The following is a 20,771-nucleotide window of genomic DNA, read 5'->3' as shown; positions in this document are numbered from 1 at the left end:
TTCTTATTGCAAAATATATGCCAACTTTCTTTTCTAGCATTTATCCTATATTCTTTGTATCCAGGCATAAAAAATAAGTCTATAAAGACTCATTAAGAGTCTTTATAGACTTATTTTCCTTACACATTAGACTTTTCTTTCTCCCAGAAAAACTCACCCGATTGAGAAATAAACTCTCCAACAGAATCTAACACTAAATCAGCAAGTGGTTCTAATGTTGGACGGTCTCCCGTACCAGATAGCACCCCAATTGCATAGCAATCGCCATTTTTAGCTAAATGTAAATCAGTTGGCGTATCTCCAACAACCGCAACCTCACATGATTCTAAATTAAATTTCTCACAAAACACTTCTATAATCTTTTTATCTGGTTTTTGCGCAAGGAATGTATCCGAGGCTATAATATAATCAAAAAAGTTCTCCAACTTATATTGTTTTAAAAATAATTCTGTTGGTGCGAAATCATCCGCCGTGACAACCCCTAATATAAATCCTTTATCTTTTAATGCCTGTAACACTTTCGGTAAATCCGCTGTCATTTTCATATGCGAACGATGCTCATACATAAGGGAAAATAACTTCTCACTTACCCACTGATGCATCTCTTCTTCTCTAGCAGACTCAATATAATTACAAAGCCCCTTCGCTACATCAAGGCTTGTTCCAGCAGCTATTGCACTCCTCGGATTAACAAATGCTCCCTCTACACCAATCTCTTCTAATAAGGTCTGCCCTATTGTACTTGGTAAATGATATAAACTTATACATTCAGCTACAAGTTCTTCAGCTACTTTTATCCAAATTGAATGAAAATCCATTAATGTCCCATCTTTATCAAATAGTATTGCTTTTACCTTCTCCATAGCATCCTACCTCTCGTTTCTTATCTCCTCCAGTGTATCAATAAAATATGGATGTAACATAAAAGAATTGTAAAAATACCATAAAAATCAAACTAACTCCCAATTTACAATTCATTTTAACAAAGTAAAAGAGGATGCCTTTACAGGGCATCCTCTTGATGTTCAGGAACAAATAGTTCTAAACAATGATATATATTTTCGAATTCCATCGGTGCATCTCCACCGTACTCACCATCTAAATTAATCATTAGTTTATCTGGTGAATGTACTTTAATTCGGTTCGCTTGTGTATATAACACTTTTGGATTATTAATATGTTCACCACGTTGTGCTTGTGTTGCTGCTTTAATTAAATCAGCGATAGAACCTTTTTTCAGTACTAATAGGTCAAATAACCCATCGTTAATAGATGCATACGGTGCTACCTTTTCAAATCCACCTACTGAACGAGTATTCGTAATTAAAAACATCGTAATTTCTTCTTGTAGTAATTTTCCATCATACTCAATTTCAACATATGTTGGATGTAATGATGGTAACATCTCGATACCTTTTAGGTAATAAGCAAGTTGTCCTAATACTGTCTTTAACTTACTCGGTACCTCGTATGTTAATTCTGTAATACGACCGCCACCAGCGATGTTAATAAAATATGTATCGTTCGCTCTACCAAGGTCTAATGGCACTGTTTTTCCTTCGCAAATAATATCTGCTGCCTCTTCAATAGAACGAGGTACACCAATCGCACGTGCAAAGTCATTTGTCGTTCCAACTGGAATAATTCCAAATTTCGGACGGAATTCATGCCCAACTAAACCGTTTACTACTTCATTTAACGTACCGTCGCCACCAGCCGCAATAACAACATCAAACTTACGATCCGCAGCTTGCCTCGCCGCTACAGTAGCGTCTCCAGGACCCGTTGTCGCATGACAAGATGTCTCATAGCCAGCTTGTTCTAATTTTTGTAATACTTCTGGTAAGCTCTTCTTAAATAGCTCACGCCCAGAAGTAGGATTATAAATAATTCTTGCTCGCTTCATCATTTATTAGCACAGGAAATTTCTTTATGTATCGAAAAAGAACATACTGAACTTCTATTCAGTATTCCCATGCCTACCTCCTCTCATCTTGCTATCCTTCTTTTATCCCGCTCAAACAGGCAGTAAGAACCCGATTCGTGTAGTCCATCAAAAGTAAATATTCATTTCAATGGTTTTTTTATTTGACCCAAAAATTTATCCCGCTATTTGCGGGCAGTAAATGCCCGATTGGTGAGGGCTAATAATCAGTGTTGGATGAACCTCCTACTGATTAAAGTTTCACTTTATTTCTATCCATTCTTCCATAAAAATTTACATATAACGAATAATAACTATCTATTATTTCATGAGATGAAAAAAACCTCTATGTTTAGATTTATCATTATTCCCACCTTTTTGCAACTATCATACCATAGTTGCTATACAAACATTTTTCCACTTTTGACAGTTAATCAAACGTTTGTTTAAACGATTTTGTCTCATTTAAACAAACGTTTGATTAACCTAGAAAAACACCCATGTACGGGTGTTTTTCTGCTTAATCTTTAAAAGTCACTACTATTATCGCTTATTAATCTCTTCAAGTAAGATTTTGTTAACAAGCGGTGGATTTGCTTGTCCTTTTGTAGCTTTCATAATTTGACCAACTAAGAAGCCAATTGCACGGTCTTTACCGTTTTTAAAGTCTTCGATAGATTGCTCATTATTATCAAGAATTTCTGTTACAACTTTACGAAGTGTACCCTCGTCAGAAATTTGAACAAGACCTTTCGCTTTAACGATTTCTTCTGGGTCTCCACCTTTTTCAATTAATTCATTAAATACTTTCTTCGCGATTTTAGAAGAAATTGTACCTTTTTCAATTAATTGAACCATTTTAGATAAACCAGCAGGCGTTAATGCAACGTCTTTTAATTCTTTTTGTTGTTTGTTTAAGTATGCAAGTACTTCACCCATTAACCAGTTCGATGTTAATTTCGCATCAGCACCGTCTGCAACAGTTGCTTCAAAGAAATCAGACATCTCTTTCGTTAATGTTAACACGTGTGCATCATAAGCTGGCAAGCCTAGTTCTGCAACGTAGCGAGCTTTACGTGCATCTGGAAGTTCTGGAATAGAAGCTCGAACTGCTTCTTTCCACTCATCATCGATGTAAAGTTCAACTAAGTCTGGCTCCGGGAAGTAACGGTAATCGTCAGATCCTTCTTTCACACGCATTAAGATTGTTTTCTTCGTTGCTTCATCATAACGACGTGTTTCTTGTTGGATGATGCCACCAGATAACAATTCTTTTTCTTGGCGCACTTGCTCATGCTCAAGACCTTTTTGTACGTAAGTGAATGAGTTTAAGTTTTTCAGTTCCGCTTTTGTACCGAACTTTTCTTGTCCAACTGGACGAAGAGAAATGTTCGCATCACAACGCAAGGAACCTTCTTCCATCTTACAATCAGATACACCAGTGTATTGAATGATTGATTTTAACTTCTCTAAGTATGCATATGCTTCTTCTGGCGTACGCATATCTGGCTCAGATACGATCTCGATTAAAGGCATACCTTGACGGTTGTAGTCTACTAATGAACCATCAGCTGTATGCGTTGATTTACCAGCATCTTCTTCTAAATGAAGACGTGTAATACCGATACGTTTCTTTTTACCGTCTACTTCGATTTCAATCCAACCATTTTCACCAATTGGCTTATCAAATTGAGAGATTTGGTAAGCTTTCGGGTTATCTGGATAGAAATAGTTTTTACGGTCAAACTTCGTTTCCGTTGCGATTTCACAGTTTAATGCCATTGCAGCTTTCATTGCAAAGTTAACTGCTTCTTTATTTAAAGTAGGAAGTACCCCTGGGTATCCTAAGTCAATTACACTTGTTTGTGTATTTGGCTCCGCTCCGAATTCTGTTGGACTCGCAGAGAAAATTTTCGAATTTGTTTTTAACTCAACGTGAACCTCTAAACCAATAATTGTTTCTAAATTCATCTATGCTCGCCTCCTTACAGACTTGCTTTTTTTGTATGATAGTCTGTTGCTTGCTCAAACGCATGTGCAACGCGGTAAATTGTCGCTTCATCGAAGTGTTTACCAATAATTTGTAGACCAAGTGGCATGTTGTTAGCACCGAATCCACATGGAACTGAAATCGCTGGAACACCCGCTAAGTTTACTGGGATTGTTAAAATGTCATTTGCATACATTGTCATTGGATCGTCAACTTTTTCTCCCACTTTAAATGCCGGAGTTGGTGTTGTTGGTCCAATAATAACATCATAGTTAGCAAATACATTTTCAAAGTCGTTCTTAATTAATGTACGTACTTGTTGTGCTTTTTTGTAATATGCATCATAGTAACCAGAGCTAAGAGCAAATGTACCAAGCATAATACGACGTTTAACTTCATCACCGAAACCTTCACTACGTGTGTTTTTGTAAAGGTCTAATAAGTTATTTACATTATCAGAACGAACACCGTAACGCACGCCATCAAAGCGTGAAAGGTTAGCAGATGCTTCAGAAGAAGATAGTAAGTAATACGTTGCTAGAGCGTATTTAGAGTGTGGAAGAGATACTTCCTCCCAAGTTGCGCCCATACCTTCTAATACTTTTAAAGCAGCTAGTACTGACTCACGAGCTTCTTCGCCAACACCTTCGCCTAAGTATTCTTTCGGTACAGCAATGCGTAAACCTTTAACATCGCCTGTTAAACCAGCTAAATAGTTTCCAACTTCAACGTTTGCAGAAGTTGCATCCATGCGGTCAATACCTGAAATAGCTTGTAATAAGTATGCATTGTCTTCTACTGTACGTGTAATCGGTCCGATTTGGTCTAGTGAAGATGCGAATGCTACTAATCCGTAACGAGATACGCGTCCGTAAGTTGGTTTTAAACCTACAACACCGCAATATGCAGCTGGCTGACGGATAGAACCACCCGTATCAGAACCTAGAGAGAATAGTACTTCTCCTGCTGCTACAGCTGCTGCAGAACCACCACTAGATCCGCCTGGAACGTAATCTAAGTTCCATGGGTTTTTCGTAGCGTAGAATCCTGAGTTTTCATTTGAAGAACCCATTGCGAACTCGTCCATGTTTAATTTACCGATTGTAATTGTGTCAGCAGCTTTTAGCTTTTGCACAACTGTCGCATCATAAATTGGATCGAAGTTTGCTAACATTTTGCTCGCACAAGTTGTACGAAGACCGTTAGTTACAATGTTATCTTTTACACCAATTGGCATACCGAATAATAAACCATTATCTTCAGCGCCGATTTTTGCATCTAATTCTTTCGCTTTTGCGCGTGCATTTTCTTCATCTAATGTAAGAAAAGCTTTTACGTTATCTTCAACATCCGCAATACGTTTGTAAGATTCTTCTACTAAATCCGTAACGGAAATTTCTTTGTTGTTTAACTTCTTATGTAACTCTGATACTGAATGATCAAATAATGACATCGAAATTCCCCTCCTCTATTCTAATACTGCTGGAACACGGATTTGATTATCTTTGTGATCCGGTGCATTTTTTAATACTTCTTCGACTGGTAAACCTTTTTCTGGTACATCTTCACGCATAACATTTTTCATAGTTAATACATGAGTTGTTGGTTTTACATCTGTTGTATCTAATTCATTTAACTGTTCTGCAAATGTAACAATTGCATCTAGTTGTTTTTGAAATTTTTCTGCTTCTTGATCAGTAATTGCAAGACGTGCTAAATGTGCTACGTGCTTTACATTCTCAACGGAAATTCTTGACACGGCTAGGCCACCTCCATAATATATCGTTCAATCTACAATACTATTGATGATACCAAATTTTCAGTACTTCAAGCAAGTCAACACAGAGTACTTACGCCATTTTTACATAAAAAAAGAAAGGCAAATGCCTTTCTTTACAATTTACTCTTTATCTAACGGTTTATTTTTCGGAAATCTCTCGTTATCTTCTTCATTATCACGAATTGTTTTTTGTAATACAAAACAAGACATCGTTAAAAATAATGTTCCAATTAAATAGTATCCTTTTACACTAAGCGTTTCATCTAACGTATAAATCCCAATTAGCATACCTGAAAGCGCACAAACAAATGAAGTCCATGCTAAAAACGTGAACGCTTGCGTATTACGTCTTCTCATCGTTCTCCCCCTCGTTAGCTGTATACCCATTATAGATAAGTATATTTACCATGATGGATTTTTATGTAAATTCTAGTTTTATATTTATAAATCTATCATAAAAGAATACTATTTTAAAGAAAGTTTTCTGCCTAATCTGAAAAAACAATCTAAACAATTGTTTTTTCAGATTACCTTACTGTTCGCTAGCTACTTTCATTCATAAAAAAAGACCAGGAAAACTCCTGGTCCATTACTCTACTTAACAAACATTGGATTCTACGTTATACAAAATTGGAAGGTACAGAATTAGGGTTCGTTTGTTAAGTTTATATGTTGAACGAACTAACAGCGGAGGGGTTCCTTCTGTTAGTCCATTAAACTCAATCATTATTTTACGATTTTTTCAAGCTCCTCAAGTGAAAGATCAACTGAAATTGAACCATCATTTGTTTCTTTCTTAATTGCATCTGTTACTTCTTTTGAATGGTATAGTTCAATTACTTTTTTCAGTGTTGGATCATCTTTATCTTTCGTACGAGCTGCGAAAATATTAATATAAGGCTTCGCATTTTCATTCTTTGGATCTTCTAAGAAAATAGGATCCTTCGCTGGATCTAATCCAGCTTGACCAGCAACACCGTTATTAATAACTGATGCCGCTACATCTTTTAACACACGAGGTGTTTGCTGTGCGATAACCGGCGTGATTTTTAACTTCTTCGGATTTTCAGCAATGCCGCTTGGATCTCCAAATAAGCCAAAATCTTTTTTAAGCTTTAATACTCCAGCTGCATCAAGAAGTTTTAATGCACGTGCTTGGTTCGTTGGATCGTTTGGAATTGCAATTTCTGAACCATCTGGAATTTCATTTGCCTTCTTATATTTTTCAGAGTATAAACCCATTGGCGCAATTTGTGTTGTACCAACAGCTGTAATATCTAACTTATGCTCTTTTTTAAATTGCTCTAAGAAAGCAATATGCTGAAATGAGTTTAATTCAATATCTCCATCAGCTAAAGCTTTATTTGGAGTTGTATAATCAGAGAACTCCACCAGTTTAATCTTAATCCCTTCTTTTTCAGCTTTTTTCTTCAAAATTTCCCAAGCGTCTCCATCCGTTCCAGTTACACCGACGCGAACTACTTTTTCTTTCGCTCCTGCACCCGTGTCTCCACTTGAGCAGCCACTTAATGCTGAGACTCCTACAATCGCTGATAATGCAAATGCTAAAATTTTCTTCATTTTCTTTTCCTCTCTTCCTTTTTATGATCTACGTAACAAGACTTTCGCAAAGTAGTTTCCTAAATTTTGAGCTATCTGTACGAGAATAATAAGTAAAACAACCGTTACAAACATAACTGATGTATCAAAACGTTGATAACCATATGTCATTGCCAAGTCACCAAGACCGCCACCACCGACAAGCCCAGCAACTGCAGAAAATTCAATTAAACCAACTGTCATAAATGTGACACCTAAGATTAATGGTGCTAACGCTTCTGGTACAAGGATTTCAAAAACAATTCTAATTGGCGAGGCGCCCATTGCTTGCGCTGCTTCAATTACTCCTTTCGGAACGGAAACAAGATTTGTTTCAACCATTCTAGCAATACCAATTGATGCGACTAACGTCATCGGGAAAATTGCTGCTGCTGTTCCAATCGTCGTTCCAATAACGCTTCTCGTTAGTGGACTTAAAGCTACTAAAAAGATAATGAATGGTACCGGACGAATTGTATTAATTATGATGTTAAGAATAGAAAAGACCCATTTATTTTCTAAAAAGTTTCCTTTTCTCGTTACATATAAAAGTAAACCTAGAGGTATACCCAGAATTGTAGCGAATATAAGGGTTACAATTACCATTAAGAGGGTATCCCCCGTCGCATCTAGTATGCGCGGCCAAAATATACTCCAATCAACTCGCATGAGCTTCTACCTCCTTCAGCTGCACTTGCAGTCTTAGATGTTGTAATGCTTTTTGAATTTCCCTCTGCTCACCTTGCAATTCTACAAGCAGATTTCCAAATAGCACATTTTGAAGTTCAATAATATTTCCGTACAGTACATTTACATCGACGTTATAGTTTTTTGCGATATATGATAGTACCGGCTGTCCTGTCTCCTCACCAGTAAATGTTAGACGATAAATTTGACCACCATTTTGAATTTTCGCTAGAACACTTTCTGGTAAATGATCATTAATAACAGAACGTACAAAGTTTTGAGTCGTCTTTGTTTTTGGTTGCGTGAAAACATCGAACAGTTTTCCTTCTTCAATAACTTTTCCCTTCTCCATTACAGCTACACGGTGACAAATTTCTTTCACAACATGCATTTCATGTGTAATAAGAAGGATTGTTAAATTGTATTCTCGATTTACTTTCTTTAATAAGTTTAGAATTTCTGTCGTCGTTTCTGGATCTAAGGCTGATGTTGCCTCATCACATATAAGAATATCTGGCGATGTCGCAAGTGCTCTAGCAATACCAACACGTTGTTTTTGTCCCCCTGATAGCTGTTCTGGATAATAGTTTGCTTTATCTTCTAACCCTACAAACTTCAGCAGTTCATTCACTCGTTCCTTTATCTCGTTCTTTGGCAATTTCGCTAACTTTAATGGATAAGCAATATTCCCAAACACTGTTCTTGAATTAAATAAATTAAAGCTTTGAAAAATCATTCCGATTCTTTGTCTTAGTTTGCGTAATTCTTTCGTCGATAATGATGTAATATCTTTATCATCTATTGCAATCGTTCCTGACGTTGGTCTCTCTAACATATTTACTAAGCGTAATAATGTACTCTTTCCAGCGCCACTAAAACCGATAATGCCAAAAATTTCGCCTTTCTCAACTGATAATGTTACATCCTCCACCGCATGAACAGATTGCCCAGCTGATTCATACACTTTACTTACATTGTTAAAAGAAATCATTTTTCCCCTCCTATATGCTGTAAAAACTTGAAGTAGAGCTTTCGAGGTAAAATAAAAAGTGCTCTCCTTCTTATCAACCATAAAGATAAGAAGGAGAGCACTTATATGTACTCGTTCACATCTTCTCATCTTCCAAGCCTTTATATGGCTTGCTGGAGTTAGCACGGTATTAAAAAACCCGTTGCTGAGGTATCGTAGGGCCAGTCCCTCCACCTCTCTGGATAAGAATGTATCGATTTAATTGTCATTTAATTAATTCTCATTATAGAACTCAGAATAATAAGAGTCAATACATTTTTTAGAAAAATATTAATTATTCCTTTATTAAAATTTTCAGATGAAAATTCATGAGAAAATAGTAACTTTCAAGGTTATTTAAAATTCTTCTTCCTCATATTTTTAAACAGGAGAATCCTCTCTACAAATTGAATAAATTTATTTGAATATGAAACTCGGAGGCAGATAAATATATGAAAACAGCTCTTTTACTCGTCGATATTCAAAACGATTATTTTCCAAATGGAAAGATGGAATTGCGTAATCCAGTAGAAGCAAGCGAATATGCTAATCAGTTATTACAACACTTTAGAACAAACAGCGAACCTATTTTTCATATCCAGCACGTAGCTATAAAAGATGACGCTACTTTTTTCCTACCTAATACAGAAGGTGTACATATTCACGAAAGCGTACGTCCGCTTAGAGAAGAAACCGTTATAGTCAAACATTATCCAAATAGCTTCCGAGAAACTAATCTTCTAGAGCAATTACAGCGTTTAGACATTGAACATGTCGTCGTATGCGGGATGATGACTCATATGTGTATTGATGCTACAGTAAGGGCTGCATTCGATTTTGGCTTTCAATGTACCGTTATACATGATGCTTGTGCTACAAAAGACCTTTCTTTTAAGAACGCTACTATACCAGCTGTTTATATTCATAATACAATTTTAGCAAGTTTGAATAATATATATGCGGAAATACTTAGCAAAAAAGAGTTTGTCCAAAGAAAAAAATCCTTTTGAAAATTCAAAAGGATTTTTTTCGACTATATTATATTTACCATCTATTCATGCCCTATTTTGAGGAATTCATATTCTACTTATAAAAACCTCACTAATTATTTACATTGATACATTATCATTTTTAATATCTTTTGATTGAGTCCAATTTCCCCATAAAAATTGAATATTACATGTACGAGAAGCTTCCTTAAAACTCATTCCTGTTAATGGATAACATGTGATTTTTATACTTGCAAAAATTATAATTGCTATCATTGTTATAACTGTAATTATTATGAAAGCAACTAATAACATCCAAATTGATTGCGCTGGCCAAATATTCAATCTATTCCCAATATATACAACTACTAAATTATGCATTAAATACACACCAAATGAAAAAGCAGATAAAATTTGTATCCACTTAAACATAAACGGATTCATTGAGTAATTTCTAAAATACTCTTTTACTAATAAGAAGATTGAACCTGAAAGCATTACTTCGAATACTCTAACGTATGCCTTAAAATCCTCAGAGTATTCCCCTATTTTAACCGTTGCATACCAAGTACCCAATATAATTAAAAATGTATCTATAACGATTATGGATAGTAACAACCTTTTGGATACCTTCTTCTCATATGTCATTAAATAATAACCTATGAGGAAATACCCTATATATCCGCCTAAAAAGTTCATATCAAAATTAGGATACAACGTAAATATTGGTTTTAATTCATTTGGAACTAGTACTGCAATTGTTGGCAATAGCGAACTTACTATAAACCAAAGAATTAACATGTACTTTATAAGCTCTTTACTTAAAGCATCTACCATTTTCTTCAAAAGAGGAGAAAGAATATACAAAGGAATAATGGCATACATAAACCAAAGATGTACTGTCGCTGCTTGATTCGGCATGTATAAAATACTCTTAATAACATTTGTTATTTGTATCGGCCTTGGCGTAAAGTATAACACAGCAATAGTTGACCATATAATAAATGGCACAATTAATTTTGGCAAACGTTCTGTATAAGTTATTTTAAGTGATTCCGTTTTACTACTCCTCATTAACATCGCACCAGAAATCATAAAGAAGATAGGTACACTCGTACTAAATACAGTTGTCAGTGCATTCGTTATATGCCAAGTACCCGAACCGATATTCCCCCGTAAACTTCCTGCAGCAGTATGAAGAAACACTACCGCAAACATCGAAAATACACGTAGTACGTCAACATATTCAACATAATTCTTTTTATTCATCTAACAATCATCCCTTCCCACATAACATTTCCCCTCACCATTTTTGTCTTTTCCAAAAGTACAAATCTATTATGCCAGAATATAATAAATATTAAAACAATAATTAAAACTTAAAATCTCGATATTCGATTATAAAATCACTTAGTATACTATACAAAATCCTAAAAATAAATTTAATTTTTTTCTTATATATTTAATATTTTCCAAATCAACTACTTAAATAGAGAGTTTTTCTTCTATCTAATTATTGAAGATTCCGAAATCAAGACTCTTGATCTATGTCAATAAAAAAACACTCCTTTCAGTGAGCAAAACCGAAAGGAGTGTTCCTTGTCGAACCATAGATTTTCTTTCAAATTGTATTATACAGGAAATTCTCAAAATGAATACTAAAAAATATGACTAATACGTCAATTTTTCTCATTATTTTATTTCTGTTTACATGTTTATCCCGCTATTAATAGGTTTTAGCTCATTCTCTTCGAACGACGGTAATATATGGGGTTTCAACTTTAAAAGGAGCTCTCCACACTTTGTGAAGAGCTCCTCTACTATTTCTTATAAAGTTTCAGAAGTAGTTTTTGCTTGCATGTGAAGTGCTAAGTAATCAGGTCCACCAGCTTTAGAGTCTGTACCAGACATGTTAAAGCCACCGAATGGTTGGTAACCTACGATTGCACCAGTACATCCACGGTTGAAGTATAAGTTACCAACGTGGAAGTCTTCACGTGCTTTTTCAATATGGTCACGGTTGTTAGTAATAACAGCACCTGTTAAACCGTATTCCGTATTGTTTGCAATTGCAAGTGCATGATCGAAGTCTTTTGCTTTACAGAATGCTACTACTGGTCCGAAGATTTCTTCTTTCATTAAGCGAGCATCTTCTGCAACATCAGCAACGATTGTTGGTTGGATGAACCAGCCTTTAGAATCGTCTCCTTCGCCACCTGCTAAGATTCTACCTTCTTCTTTACCAATTGCAACATAGCTCATTACTTTATCGAATGCAGCTTGGTCATTAACAGGACCCATGTTTGTACCTAATACTGCTGGGTTAGCAACTGTTAATTCTTTTGTTAATTCAACAGCACGATTTAATACGTGATCGTATACATCTTCGTGGATTACTGCACGAGAACATGCAGAACATTTTTGTCCTGAGAATCCGAATGCTGATGCAACGATAGACTTAGCTGCCAATTCAAGATCTGCTTCTTTATCAACAACGATTGTATCTTTACCGCCCATTTCAGCGATAACGCGTTTTAACCAAATTTGGCCTGGGTTTACTTTCGCTGCACGCTCATAAATACGGATACCTACATCACGAGATCCCGTGAAGCTTACGAAACGTGTACGAGGATGATCTACTAAGTAGTCACCAACTTCAGAACCATTACCTGGAACGAAGTTTACTACGCCAGCTGGTAAGCCAGCTTCTTCTAATACTTCCATAAATTTCGCTGCTACTACAGGAGTTGTACTAGCTGGTTTTAGTAATACTGTGTTACCAGAAACTAAAGCAGCTGTTGTCATACCTGCCATAATTGCGAATGGGAAGTTCCAAGGAGAAATGATAACACCTACTCCTAATGGAATGTAAGAGAAACGATTATATTCAATTGGACGGCTTTCTACTGGAATACCGTCTTTTAATTTTAACATTTGACGACCATAATATTCCATAAAGTCGATTGCTTCTGCTGTATCAGCATCTGCCTCATTCCATGGCTTACCTGCTTCTTTTACAAGAATAGCAGAGAATTCATGTTTTCTGCGACGAACGATTGCTGCAGCACGGAATAAAATGTCTGCACGCATTTCTGGCTTTGATTTTCTCCAAGTTTGGAATGTTTCATCCGCTACTTGCATTGCTTTTTCAGCTAACTCACGGCTTGCTTTTGAAACACGACCAACAAGTTCCTCTTTATTTGCAGGGTTTACAGAAACAATTTTGTCTTCTGTAGTGATTTTTTCTCCCCCAATAATTAATGGATAGTCTTGTCCAAGATAAGATTCTACTTTCTTTAAACCTTCTTCAAACGCTAATTTGTTAGCCTCCACTGAAAAATCTGTAAATGGCTCATGTTTGTATGCTACTACCATTTTTTTTAGCCTCCCCTTAGAAAAACGTTTACATTTTACAACATTATTCTACACGATAATTTAGATTTATTCAAATATTCCTAGACTTATATTTTAAAAATTAATAAATTTTTAAAATATAATAAAAAAAAGAGATTCATACATGCGTATGAATCTACAAAATATGAGTATATTCCAAAACATTTTTCCCGATCAATAATATAGTAACTAATAAAAATAAAGTCCTTACATATCCAACGCCTTTTTGAACCGCAAACTTCGATCCCAAATAAGCACCTAAGATCATTGATAATCCCATGATAATACCGTATTCAAAATGAATTATGTCTAAAAATAAAAAAGTAATTAAAGATACAATATTACTAACAAAGTTCAAAAGTTTTCCAGATGCTGCCGCTTGAATAAAATCCAAACCAATTAATAAAAATGCAAAAATTAAAAATGACCCTGTCCCTGGTCCAAAAAATCCATCATAAAATCCTATCATTAAAATAACAAAGAAAAATATTAATGTTTTTCTTTGCGTCATCTTCTTATAGGTAGACACACTTCCCCAATTCTTTTTTGCAATAATATAAATAGCAATAAATACCAACATTACAAGTACTAATGGGCGTAAAATATCCGATGGAATAAATTTTACTACTAAAGCACCTGCAACAGCTCCAACAATAGTTAACGGGATTAACTTTCCTACAATTTTAAAATCAACTTTTCCTGATCGAATGAAATACATCGCACTCGTAAACGTCCCCATTGTTGCCGCTAATTTATTCGTTGCAATTGCTGAAGCCGGCGTTAAGCCAACAAACATAAGCGCAGGAAGCGAAATTAACCCTCCTCCTCCAACAACGGAATCAATGAAAGCTGCTAAAAAACCGAATGCAATTAATAAAATAATGACTTGAAAACTTAATTCTTCCATGAACTTTACCCCTTACCCCTATTATTTACAACATTTTAAATTATAACAAAATTACATAAGAAAAAAAGCTGTTCCATAGAGGAACAGCCTTCATATTTAATCTAAAATTTTCACAAGTGGTTCATCTTGTTTTGCTTCACGTATAATAATAGCTTCTGGGCGTTCTACAGATTTAATCGTTACTTGTACTTTCATATAATTCGGGAAGTATTCCATAACAAGCCCTGCCACATATTGTGTAAAACCAATTATTTCAGCTTTTCCATTAAACTGGACAGGAATATCAAGCTTCATTTCTCTTAATTCATCATCTCTATACATACCAGTACCAATAACAGCTGTATAGTCGCCTTGGAAATAATCGCTTAGTTTTGCCTTAAAGTTGGATACTCTTGCAAGATCTTCACGTTTATTATCTGTTTTCGCTTGCTCTGATGGGAACAAATAGTATTTCTCATTAATTTGTTTCCAATCTTCAACCGTTTCACTACCTTTTTCTACATTTGCATAAGAAACAAAGTTACCTGGTACGAGCGAAGACTTTGGAGATTGGCGATAAATCGCAAATGTTATCGGAATATTTTTTGTATCAGGTTGTTTTTGATGTATGACTTTCAAAATTTCTTGCGCCATTTTTTTCCCTTCAGCTAACATCTTTTCATCCGGGATTGCAGCTTCACGTGGATAACCATGCTCTTCGTTAAAATATTGAACAGAATTCATTGCTAATCCAACTACCATACCAACACGTTCCTCGCTGTTATCGCCTTTTTTCACATAATAATCATGCTCTAAAATATTTGAAATATATATTGGATTTTTTTTATTTTTCACTTCTAGTGATTCGGATCCCGTTCCTAACGCAGGGTTTAATCCTATATTAGGAAATTTAACTGCATCTTTTTTTAATTTGTCCTCTAGTTCCTTTTGTTCAGCATCTGTACGTTTTCTTTTAACAAGCATCTGTATCACTTGAGTATCTAGAGCACTTCCGCCTTTTAAAAAATTATCTTTCGTATTAAATGATTCTTTTGCAATTCGCATTAATCCTGTTTCAAATTCATCTATATCAAGACGACTATTTAGCCCTTGCACCACTAAACCACGTGCATTTCCACCATCAAATGGAATAGTCGTCTTATAATATTCATCCGAAATAGCGTATTTTGGAACAACTGATTGTTCTTTTGCTTTCCCCGATTTCTCAGCCACTTTTTCATCTTTGTCGGCACCTGCACTACACCCACTTACAAGTAGGCCCAGGCTTAATATCGCTAATGCTATTTTTTTCATGGTAAGTTTGCACCTCTTACTTATTTAGCTCTTGTAAGAACCTCTCTTCATTCCAAACCTCAACATTATGTTTCTCCGCTTGTGCTAATTTCGAACCAGCTGCTTCACCTGCAACAACCAAATCCGTACTCTTACTAACACTTCCTGTTACTTTTCCACCTAATGCCTCAATCTTCTTCTTCGCTTCACTTCGTCCCATAACTTCTAGCTTACCTGTTAAAACAACCGTTTTTCCTGCGAAGTAAGATTCAACATTTTGTAAATCTGCAATTTTTATACCTTTGTATGTCATATTCACGCCATACTCTTTAAACTGCTGTAATAATTCTAATACATCTTCATTATCAAAATATGTCACAACAGATTGAGCCATTTTTTCGCCAATTTCATTAATTGCTTTTAGTTCTTCTTCTGTTGCTTTTACAAGCTCATCCATCGTTTCAAAGTGCTCTGCAAATGTACGTGCTGCTTTCGCTCCAACGTGGCGAATTCCAAGACCAAATAATAATCGCTCTAACGAGTTTTCTTTAGAATTTTCAATTGCTTGTATTAAGTTTGTTGCTGATTTTTCACCAAAACGTTCTAACTGTAATAATTGCTCTTTCGTCAATGCATATAAATCAGCAAATGTACGAATATAATCTGCATCAAAGAGTTGTGTAATGACACGTTCTCCAAGTCCATCAATATTCATCGCATTTCTTGAAACGAAATGGATTAATCCCTCTCGAATTTGAGCCGGACAAGTCGGATTTATACATCGAAGTGCTACTTCTTCTTCTAAACGAACAAGTTCACTCTCACATGCTGGACAATGCGTTGGCATACGGTATTCTTCTTCTTTACCAGTACGCTTATCAAAAATAACGTTCACAACTTCAGGAATAATATCTCCAGCCTTCTTCACAACAACGTAGTCACCAATTCGAATGTCTTTTTCACGAATCAAATCTTCGTTATGTAAAGAAGCACGGCGAACAATCGTACCAGCAACTCTCACTGGCTCTAGCTCTGCAGTCGGCGTTACAACCCCTGTTCGGCCAACACTTAATTCAATGCCTGTTAGTCTCGTTACAACTTCTTCAGCTGGGAATTTATAAGCAATCGCCCATCGTGGACTCTTCGCTGTAGTTCCTAGACTTTCTTGAAGAGCAACATCATCTACTTTTATAACGATTCCATCAATCTCATAATCAAGATGCGGACGTTTTTCTTGCCATTCTTCTACATAAGCTATAACCTCTTCGATTGTTTCACATGTACGGCGATTTGGATTTGTCTTAAATCCGAGTTCACCTAAGAAATCAAGCGATTCACTGTGCGATGGAATTGTTTTTTCTTCTACATTCGCAAGACCGTACACAAACATAGATAAGTTACGCTTCGCTGCAATTTTCGGATCAAGTTGACGTATTGAACCTGCTGCTGCATTACGCGGATTCGCAAATACATCTTCTCCATTTTGCTCTTTTTCTTCATTTAGTTTAACGAATGAACGCTTCGGCATATAAGCTTCGCCTCGTGCTTCTAACGTTACTTCTTCATTTAAACGAAGTGGGATAGCTTTAATCGTTTTTAAATTTTGAGTAATATCTTCACCCGTTACACCATCACCACGTGTCGCCCCTTGAATGAAGCGTCCTTTTTCATAATGAAGCGAAACGGCAAGCCCGTCAATTTTTAATTCACATATATATCTTACATTCGCACCATCAATTCCTTGACATACTCTTCTGTCGAAATCACGTAAATCACCTTCGTTAAATGCATTCCCTAAACTTAACATTGGTGACTTATGTGTTACTTTTTCAAATATATCAAGAATAGTTCCCCCAACGCGAACGGAGGGAGAATCTTCACTCATAAACTCTGGGTTCTCTGCTTCTAATTTTATAAGCTCCTGCATATCACGGTCATATTCCGCATCAGAAACAGAAGGATTGTCTAATACGTGATATTGATAATTAAATGTATTTAACAAATCACGCAGTTCTTCTATACGTTTTTTTGCTATCTCTTTTGACATATCCTCATTCCTTTCTATTGTTTCGTCACAGGTGCAAATTTTGCTAACAAACGTTTAACACCAATCGGGCTTGGGAACGCAATATCTAATTCTTTTGCATCACCTTCACCTTTTACACTTACAACTGTACCGATTCCCCATTTTTGGTGGGAAGCTTTATCGCCTACTGCCCAGCCAATTTGCTCACCGCCTGTCGTCTTAGCTGCTGGACGCGCGAAAGCTGAACGAGAGCGTGTTGCGGTTGTCGTTGTCATTTTACTGCTACTTGTTGTTCTGCCTTTTGCACCAAACGAATTTTCACGCTTCGGCGCTGTTTCATTTAATGATTCCACTAGTTCTGCCGGGATTTCTGTAATGAAGCGAGACGCAGCGTTCATACTTGTTCTACCAAATAAAGTACGCATTTGCGCATTAGATAAATATAGCTCTTCTTCTGCACGAGTAATACCTACATAAGCAAGACGACGTTCTTCTTGCATTTCATCCTCTTCCATAAGAGAACGAGTATGAGGGAATATCCCTTCCTCTAAACCAACAATAAAGACAACCGGGAACTCTAATCCTTTCGCTGAGTGCATCGTCATTAAAATAACTTCTTCACCAGCAGTTGGGTCTTCATCTACACGATCAATATCAGCAACAAGTGCTAAATCTGTTAAGAATGCAACAAGGCTCTTATCTTCACTTTGAGATTCAAATGTTTGCGTAACAGATAAGAACTCGTCTAAGTTTTCTAAACGACCTTCCGCTTCTAAAGAACGCTCATTTTTCAACATATCGCGATAGCCTGTTTTTTCAATAACTTCTTCTACTAATTCTGTAACAGATAAATACTCTTGCATATTTACCCAGTTGTGTAATAAACTTGCGAATTCTTTTACTGCCTTTGTAATTTTTGCACTTACTCCAACATGCTCTATCTCATCAAATACAGCAGTTAATGAAATTCCGTTTTGTACACCGTAATTAATAATTTTATCGATAGAAGTCGCACCAATACCACGCTTTGGCATGTTAATAATACGTGCAAAACTAATTTCATCATCTGGATTACCGATTAAACGTAAGTACGCCAAAATATCTTTAATCTCTTTACGGTCGTAGAACTTAGTTCCCCCAACAATTTTGTACGGAATGTTAGATTTAAGGAAAATCTCCTCGACCATACGAGACTGAGCATTCGTACGATATAGCACTGCAAAATCAGTGTATTTTCGTTTCCCCATTTGAAGATCGTCACGTATTTTTTTCGCAACAAAATATGCTTCGTCCTTTTCAGTTGCAGCACGATAATACGAGATTTTACTTCCAACTTGATTGTCTGTCCATAATTTCTTCGGTTTACGATTCGTATTTTTTTCAATAACAGCATTCGCTGCATTTAAAATATTTTGTGATGAACGATAGTTTTGTTCTAACAAAATTACCTGTGCATTCTCATAGTCTTTTTCAAATGACAAAATGTTAGAAATATCTGCACCACGCCAGCGATAAATAGACTGGTCAGAGTCACCTACAACGCAAAGATTTTTAAAACGTGCTGCCAAATGTTTAACAAGAAGATATTGCGCTTTGTTCGTATCTTGATACTCATCAACATGAATATATTGGAACTTACGCTGATAAAACTCTAATACTTCTGGAACACGTTCAAATAGCTGAATAGTCGTCATAATTAAATCATCAAAGTCTAATGAATTATTTTTCAAAAGACGTTTTTGATACTCTGTGTATACATCGCTCGTTAATTTTTCATATGGATCAGCCATTGTAATTTTTTTTGCATATTTATCCGCAGATAACAGTTCATTTTTTGCATTACTAATACCCGCTAAAATAGAGCGCGGCTCAAATTTCTTCGGATCAATATTGCGCTCTTTCATAATTTTTTTGACTACAGTTAGCTGATCACCTGAATCTAAGATTGTAAAGTTACGATTAATACCAATACGATCGATATCGCGTCGTAAAATACGTACACACATAGAGTGGAACGTCGAAATCCAAATATCTTCTGCTTCTGGTCCCACAAGTTTATCAATACGCTCGCGCATTTCACGAGCTGCTTTATTTGTGAAGGTAATAGCTAGTACATTCCATGGTGCTACACCTTTTTCACCAAGCAAATACGCAATACGGTGTGTTAACACGCGTGTCTTACCACTACCTGCACCTGCCATTAGTAGCAGTGGTCCATTCGTTGTTTGTACTGCTTTTTGTTGCTGTGGATTTAAACCGTTTAATAACTTATCTGTCATACTCATATACGCCTGCACCTACTCTCCTTTTACTGCTTTAACTGTTTTTAACGCCGATTTTATATCATCATAAATAATATTTCCAACAACTACTGTATCAGCATATTGCGCCATTTCTTTCGCCTGTTCTGCATTAGAAATACCACCGCCATAATATAACTTGGCTTGTTTCAATTCTGCTTTTACATTTTTAACAAGTTCAACATCTCCATACGTACCGCTATATTCTAAATAAAATATCGGTAAATGTAATAACTTGTCTGCTAAACGCGCATATGCAATAACGTCATCTTCTGTTAAATCACATTTCGCATCTGTAAGCTGGGCTACTTTCGCTTCGGGATTTAAAACACAATACCCTTCCATAAAAATTTCGTCCCAGTCCATAATATCCCCAAATTCTTTCAATGCCTCATGATGAACACCTGTTACCCATTCTACTTTTCGGCTATTTAAAACACTTGGGATGTAATAAAAATCAAATCCTGGTGTAATTGCTTCTACATCAGAAACCTCTAATACACAAGGAACTGCATATCTACGAATGCTAACTAGCATGTGTAATACGTTATCAATTGTAACTCCGTCACTTCCGCCTACAATAACAGCATCCGTTCCAGACTCACAAATCATTTCTAAATATTCATCACTTAACTCCTTATTTGGATCAAGCTTAAATACATGTTTCCATCCGGAAATATCGTACATGAAAACACCCTTCCTTTTCTCTAGTTATATCTATAGTTCTGTTTAAAATAACAGTTAGTTTTTATCTTGATTTTTTAAAATAGCTATTAAATATTTTTCAAAAAGAAGGATTTAATTTCACCTTCTTTTTATGCATTCTTTCATTATAACAAAAAAAGCTACTGACACACACGCCGAATCCAACATCTTTTTCAACGTCAAATGTTGG

The 20,771-nt window shown here is 35.8% G+C and carries 17 protein-coding genes and 1 riboswitch; of the genes, 1 reads left to right on the top strand and 16 read right to left on the bottom strand.

Features of this window, described 5'->3' with window-relative positions:
• Positions 1-119: 119 nt before the first annotated feature.
• The 9 genes from BM089_RS22900 to BM089_RS22860 form a co-directional block, all read right to left on the bottom strand.
• Positions 120-863, bottom strand: coding sequence for an HAD family hydrolase (locus BM089_RS22900; protein WP_047792104.1), 744 nt, complete (start codon positions 861-863; stop codon positions 120-122).
• A gap of 140 nt (positions 864-1,003) precedes the next feature.
• A complete protein-coding gene (locus BM089_RS22895) occupies positions 1,004-1,909 on the bottom strand; it encodes a diacylglycerol kinase (RefSeq protein WP_000977679.1) in 906 nt (301 codons plus the stop codon).
• Positions 1,910-2,467: 558 nt separating this feature from the next.
• Positions 2,468-3,895 carry an Asp-tRNA(Asn)/Glu-tRNA(Gln) amidotransferase subunit GatB gene (gene gatB / locus BM089_RS22890; protein ID WP_001047685.1) on the bottom strand — a complete coding sequence of 476 codons (1,428 nt, stop codon included), beginning with the start codon at positions 3,893-3,895 and terminating at the stop codon, positions 2,468-2,470.
• 14 nt (positions 3,896-3,909) lie between these two features.
• Entirely contained in the window at positions 3,910-5,367 is a 1,458-nt protein-coding gene (gene gatA, locus BM089_RS22885; protein WP_000051441.1) for an Asp-tRNA(Asn)/Glu-tRNA(Gln) amidotransferase subunit GatA, read from the bottom strand.
• Between the two features lie 15 nt (positions 5,368-5,382).
• The gene (gene gatC, locus BM089_RS22880; protein ID WP_000086999.1) at positions 5,383-5,673 is read right to left on the bottom strand and encodes an Asp-tRNA(Asn)/Glu-tRNA(Gln) amidotransferase subunit GatC; all 291 of its coding nucleotides are present in this window, start codon (positions 5,671-5,673) and stop codon (positions 5,383-5,385) included.
• 141 nt (positions 5,674-5,814) lie between these two features.
• The gene (locus tag BM089_RS22875) at positions 5,815-6,051 is read right to left on the bottom strand and encodes a YiaA/YiaB family inner membrane protein (protein ID WP_001254393.1); all 237 of its coding nucleotides are present in this window, start codon (positions 6,049-6,051) and stop codon (positions 5,815-5,817) included.
• Between the two features lie 369 nt (positions 6,052-6,420).
• On the bottom strand, positions 6,421-7,275 hold the full coding sequence (locus BM089_RS22870; protein ID WP_016083725.1) for a MetQ/NlpA family ABC transporter substrate-binding protein: 855 nt from the start codon (positions 7,273-7,275) through the stop codon (positions 6,421-6,423).
• A gap of 21 nt (positions 7,276-7,296) precedes the next feature.
• Positions 7,297-7,962, bottom strand: coding sequence for a methionine ABC transporter permease (locus BM089_RS22865; RefSeq protein ID WP_001261865.1), 666 nt, complete (start codon positions 7,960-7,962; stop codon positions 7,297-7,299).
• Positions 7,952-8,971: a methionine ABC transporter ATP-binding protein gene (locus BM089_RS22860; protein WP_000622973.1), complete on the bottom strand. Its 1,020-nt coding sequence runs from the start codon at positions 8,969-8,971 to the stop codon at positions 7,952-7,954. The genes BM089_RS22865 and BM089_RS22860 overlap by 11 nt, the downstream gene beginning before the upstream one ends.
• 122 nt (positions 8,972-9,093) lie before the next feature.
• Positions 9,094-9,199: riboswitch (SAM riboswitch) on the bottom strand.
• Between the two features lie 242 nt (positions 9,200-9,441).
• Between BM089_RS22860 and BM089_RS22855 the strand changes: the two genes are divergently transcribed.
• The gene (locus BM089_RS22855; RefSeq protein WP_000844908.1) at positions 9,442-9,999 is read left to right on the top strand and encodes a cysteine hydrolase family protein; all 558 of its coding nucleotides are present in this window, start codon (positions 9,442-9,444) and stop codon (positions 9,997-9,999) included.
• Positions 10,000-10,098: 99 nt separating this feature from the next.
• Here the strand turns inward: BM089_RS22855 and BM089_RS22850 are convergent, their stop codons facing one another.
• The 7 genes from BM089_RS22850 to BM089_RS22820 all read right to left on the bottom strand — a co-directional run bounded on the left by BM089_RS22850 (position 10,099) and on the right by BM089_RS22820 (position 20,563).
• Entirely contained in the window at positions 10,099-11,247 is a 1,149-nt protein-coding gene (locus tag BM089_RS22850; RefSeq protein ID WP_001035908.1) for an acyltransferase, read from the bottom strand.
• 558 nt (positions 11,248-11,805) lie between these two features.
• Positions 11,806-13,353 carry an L-glutamate gamma-semialdehyde dehydrogenase gene (pruA, locus tag BM089_RS22845; protein WP_000259555.1) on the bottom strand — a complete coding sequence of 516 codons (1,548 nt, stop codon included), beginning with the start codon at positions 13,351-13,353 and terminating at the stop codon, positions 11,806-11,808.
• Positions 13,354-13,507: 154 nt separating this feature from the next.
• On the bottom strand, positions 13,508-14,278 hold the full coding sequence (locus BM089_RS22840) for a TSUP family transporter (RefSeq protein ID WP_090978172.1): 771 nt from the start codon (positions 14,276-14,278) through the stop codon (positions 13,508-13,510).
• 96 nt (positions 14,279-14,374) lie between these two features.
• Positions 14,375-15,571 carry a CamS family sex pheromone protein gene (locus tag BM089_RS22835; protein ID WP_000717011.1) on the bottom strand — a complete coding sequence of 399 codons (1,197 nt, stop codon included), beginning with the start codon at positions 15,569-15,571 and terminating at the stop codon, positions 14,375-14,377.
• Between the two features lie 16 nt (positions 15,572-15,587).
• A complete protein-coding gene (gene ligA / locus BM089_RS22830) occupies positions 15,588-17,597 on the bottom strand; it encodes an NAD-dependent DNA ligase LigA (protein WP_090978170.1) in 2,010 nt (669 codons plus the stop codon).
• A gap of 14 nt (positions 17,598-17,611) precedes the next feature.
• The gene (gene pcrA / locus BM089_RS22825; RefSeq protein ID WP_139213320.1) at positions 17,612-19,861 is read right to left on the bottom strand and encodes a DNA helicase PcrA; all 2,250 of its coding nucleotides are present in this window, start codon (positions 19,859-19,861) and stop codon (positions 17,612-17,614) included.
• Positions 19,862-19,873: 12 nt separating this feature from the next.
• A complete protein-coding gene (locus tag BM089_RS22820; protein ID WP_000272109.1) occupies positions 19,874-20,563 on the bottom strand; it encodes a heptaprenylglyceryl phosphate synthase in 690 nt (229 codons plus the stop codon).
• Positions 20,564-20,771 lie beyond the last annotated feature (208 nt).

The sequence above is a fragment of the Bacillus sp. 5mfcol3.1 genome, from assembly GCF_900114335.1.
Classification (GTDB): Bacteria; Bacillota; Bacilli; order Bacillales; family Bacillaceae_G; genus Bacillus_A; species Bacillus_A thuringiensis_S.
The sequence above is the reverse complement of the archived record's forward strand: the minus strand, read 5'-3'. Positions and strand labels throughout refer to the sequence as shown.

Bases quoted from the DNA above. Each gene is read 5' to 3' on its own strand.
- BM089_RS22900 (WP_047792104.1), bottom strand. From the start codon at position 863: ATGGAGAAGGTAAAAGCAATACTATTTGATAAAGATGGGACATTAATG.
- BM089_RS22895 (WP_000977679.1), bottom strand. From the start codon at position 1,909: ATGATGAAGCGAGCAAGAATTATTTATAATCCTACTTCTGGGCGTGAG.
- gatB (WP_001047685.1), bottom strand. From the start codon at position 3,895: ATGAATTTAGAAACAATTATTGGTTTAGAGGTTCACGTTGAGTTAAAA.
- gatA (WP_000051441.1), bottom strand. From the start codon at position 5,367: ATGTCATTATTTGATCATTCAGTATCAGAGTTACATAAGAAGTTAAAC.
- BM089_RS22875 (WP_001254393.1), bottom strand. From the start codon at position 6,051: ATGAGAAGACGTAATACGCAAGCGTTCACGTTTTTAGCATGGACTTCA.
- BM089_RS22870 (WP_016083725.1), bottom strand. From the start codon at position 7,275: ATGAAGAAAATTTTAGCATTTGCATTATCAGCGATTGTAGGAGTCTCA.
- BM089_RS22865 (WP_001261865.1), bottom strand. From the start codon at position 7,962: ATGCGAGTTGATTGGAGTATATTTTGGCCGCGCATACTAGATGCGACG.
- BM089_RS22860 (WP_000622973.1), bottom strand. From the start codon at position 8,971: ATGATTTCTTTTAACAATGTAAGTAAAGTGTATGAATCAGCTGGGCAA.
- BM089_RS22855 (WP_000844908.1), top strand. From the start codon at position 9,442: ATGAAAACAGCTCTTTTACTCGTCGATATTCAAAACGATTATTTTCCA.
- BM089_RS22850 (WP_001035908.1), bottom strand. From the start codon at position 11,247: ATGAATAAAAAGAATTATGTTGAATATGTTGACGTACTACGTGTATTT.
- pruA (WP_000259555.1), bottom strand. From the start codon at position 13,353: ATGGTAGTAGCATACAAACATGAGCCATTTACAGATTTTTCAGTGGAG.
- BM089_RS22840 (WP_090978172.1), bottom strand. From the start codon at position 14,278: ATGGAAGAATTAAGTTTTCAAGTCATTATTTTATTAATTGCATTCGGT.
- BM089_RS22835 (WP_000717011.1), bottom strand. From the start codon at position 15,571: ATGAAAAAAATAGCATTAGCGATATTAAGCCTGGGCCTACTTGTAAGT.
- ligA (WP_090978170.1), bottom strand. From the start codon at position 17,597: ATGTCAAAAGAGATAGCAAAAAAACGTATAGAAGAACTGCGTGATTTG.
- pcrA (WP_139213320.1), bottom strand. From the start codon at position 19,861: ATGAGTATGACAGATAAGTTATTAAACGGTTTAAATCCACAGCAACAA.
- BM089_RS22820 (WP_000272109.1), bottom strand. From the start codon at position 20,563: ATGTACGATATTTCCGGATGGAAACATGTATTTAAGCTTGATCCAAAT.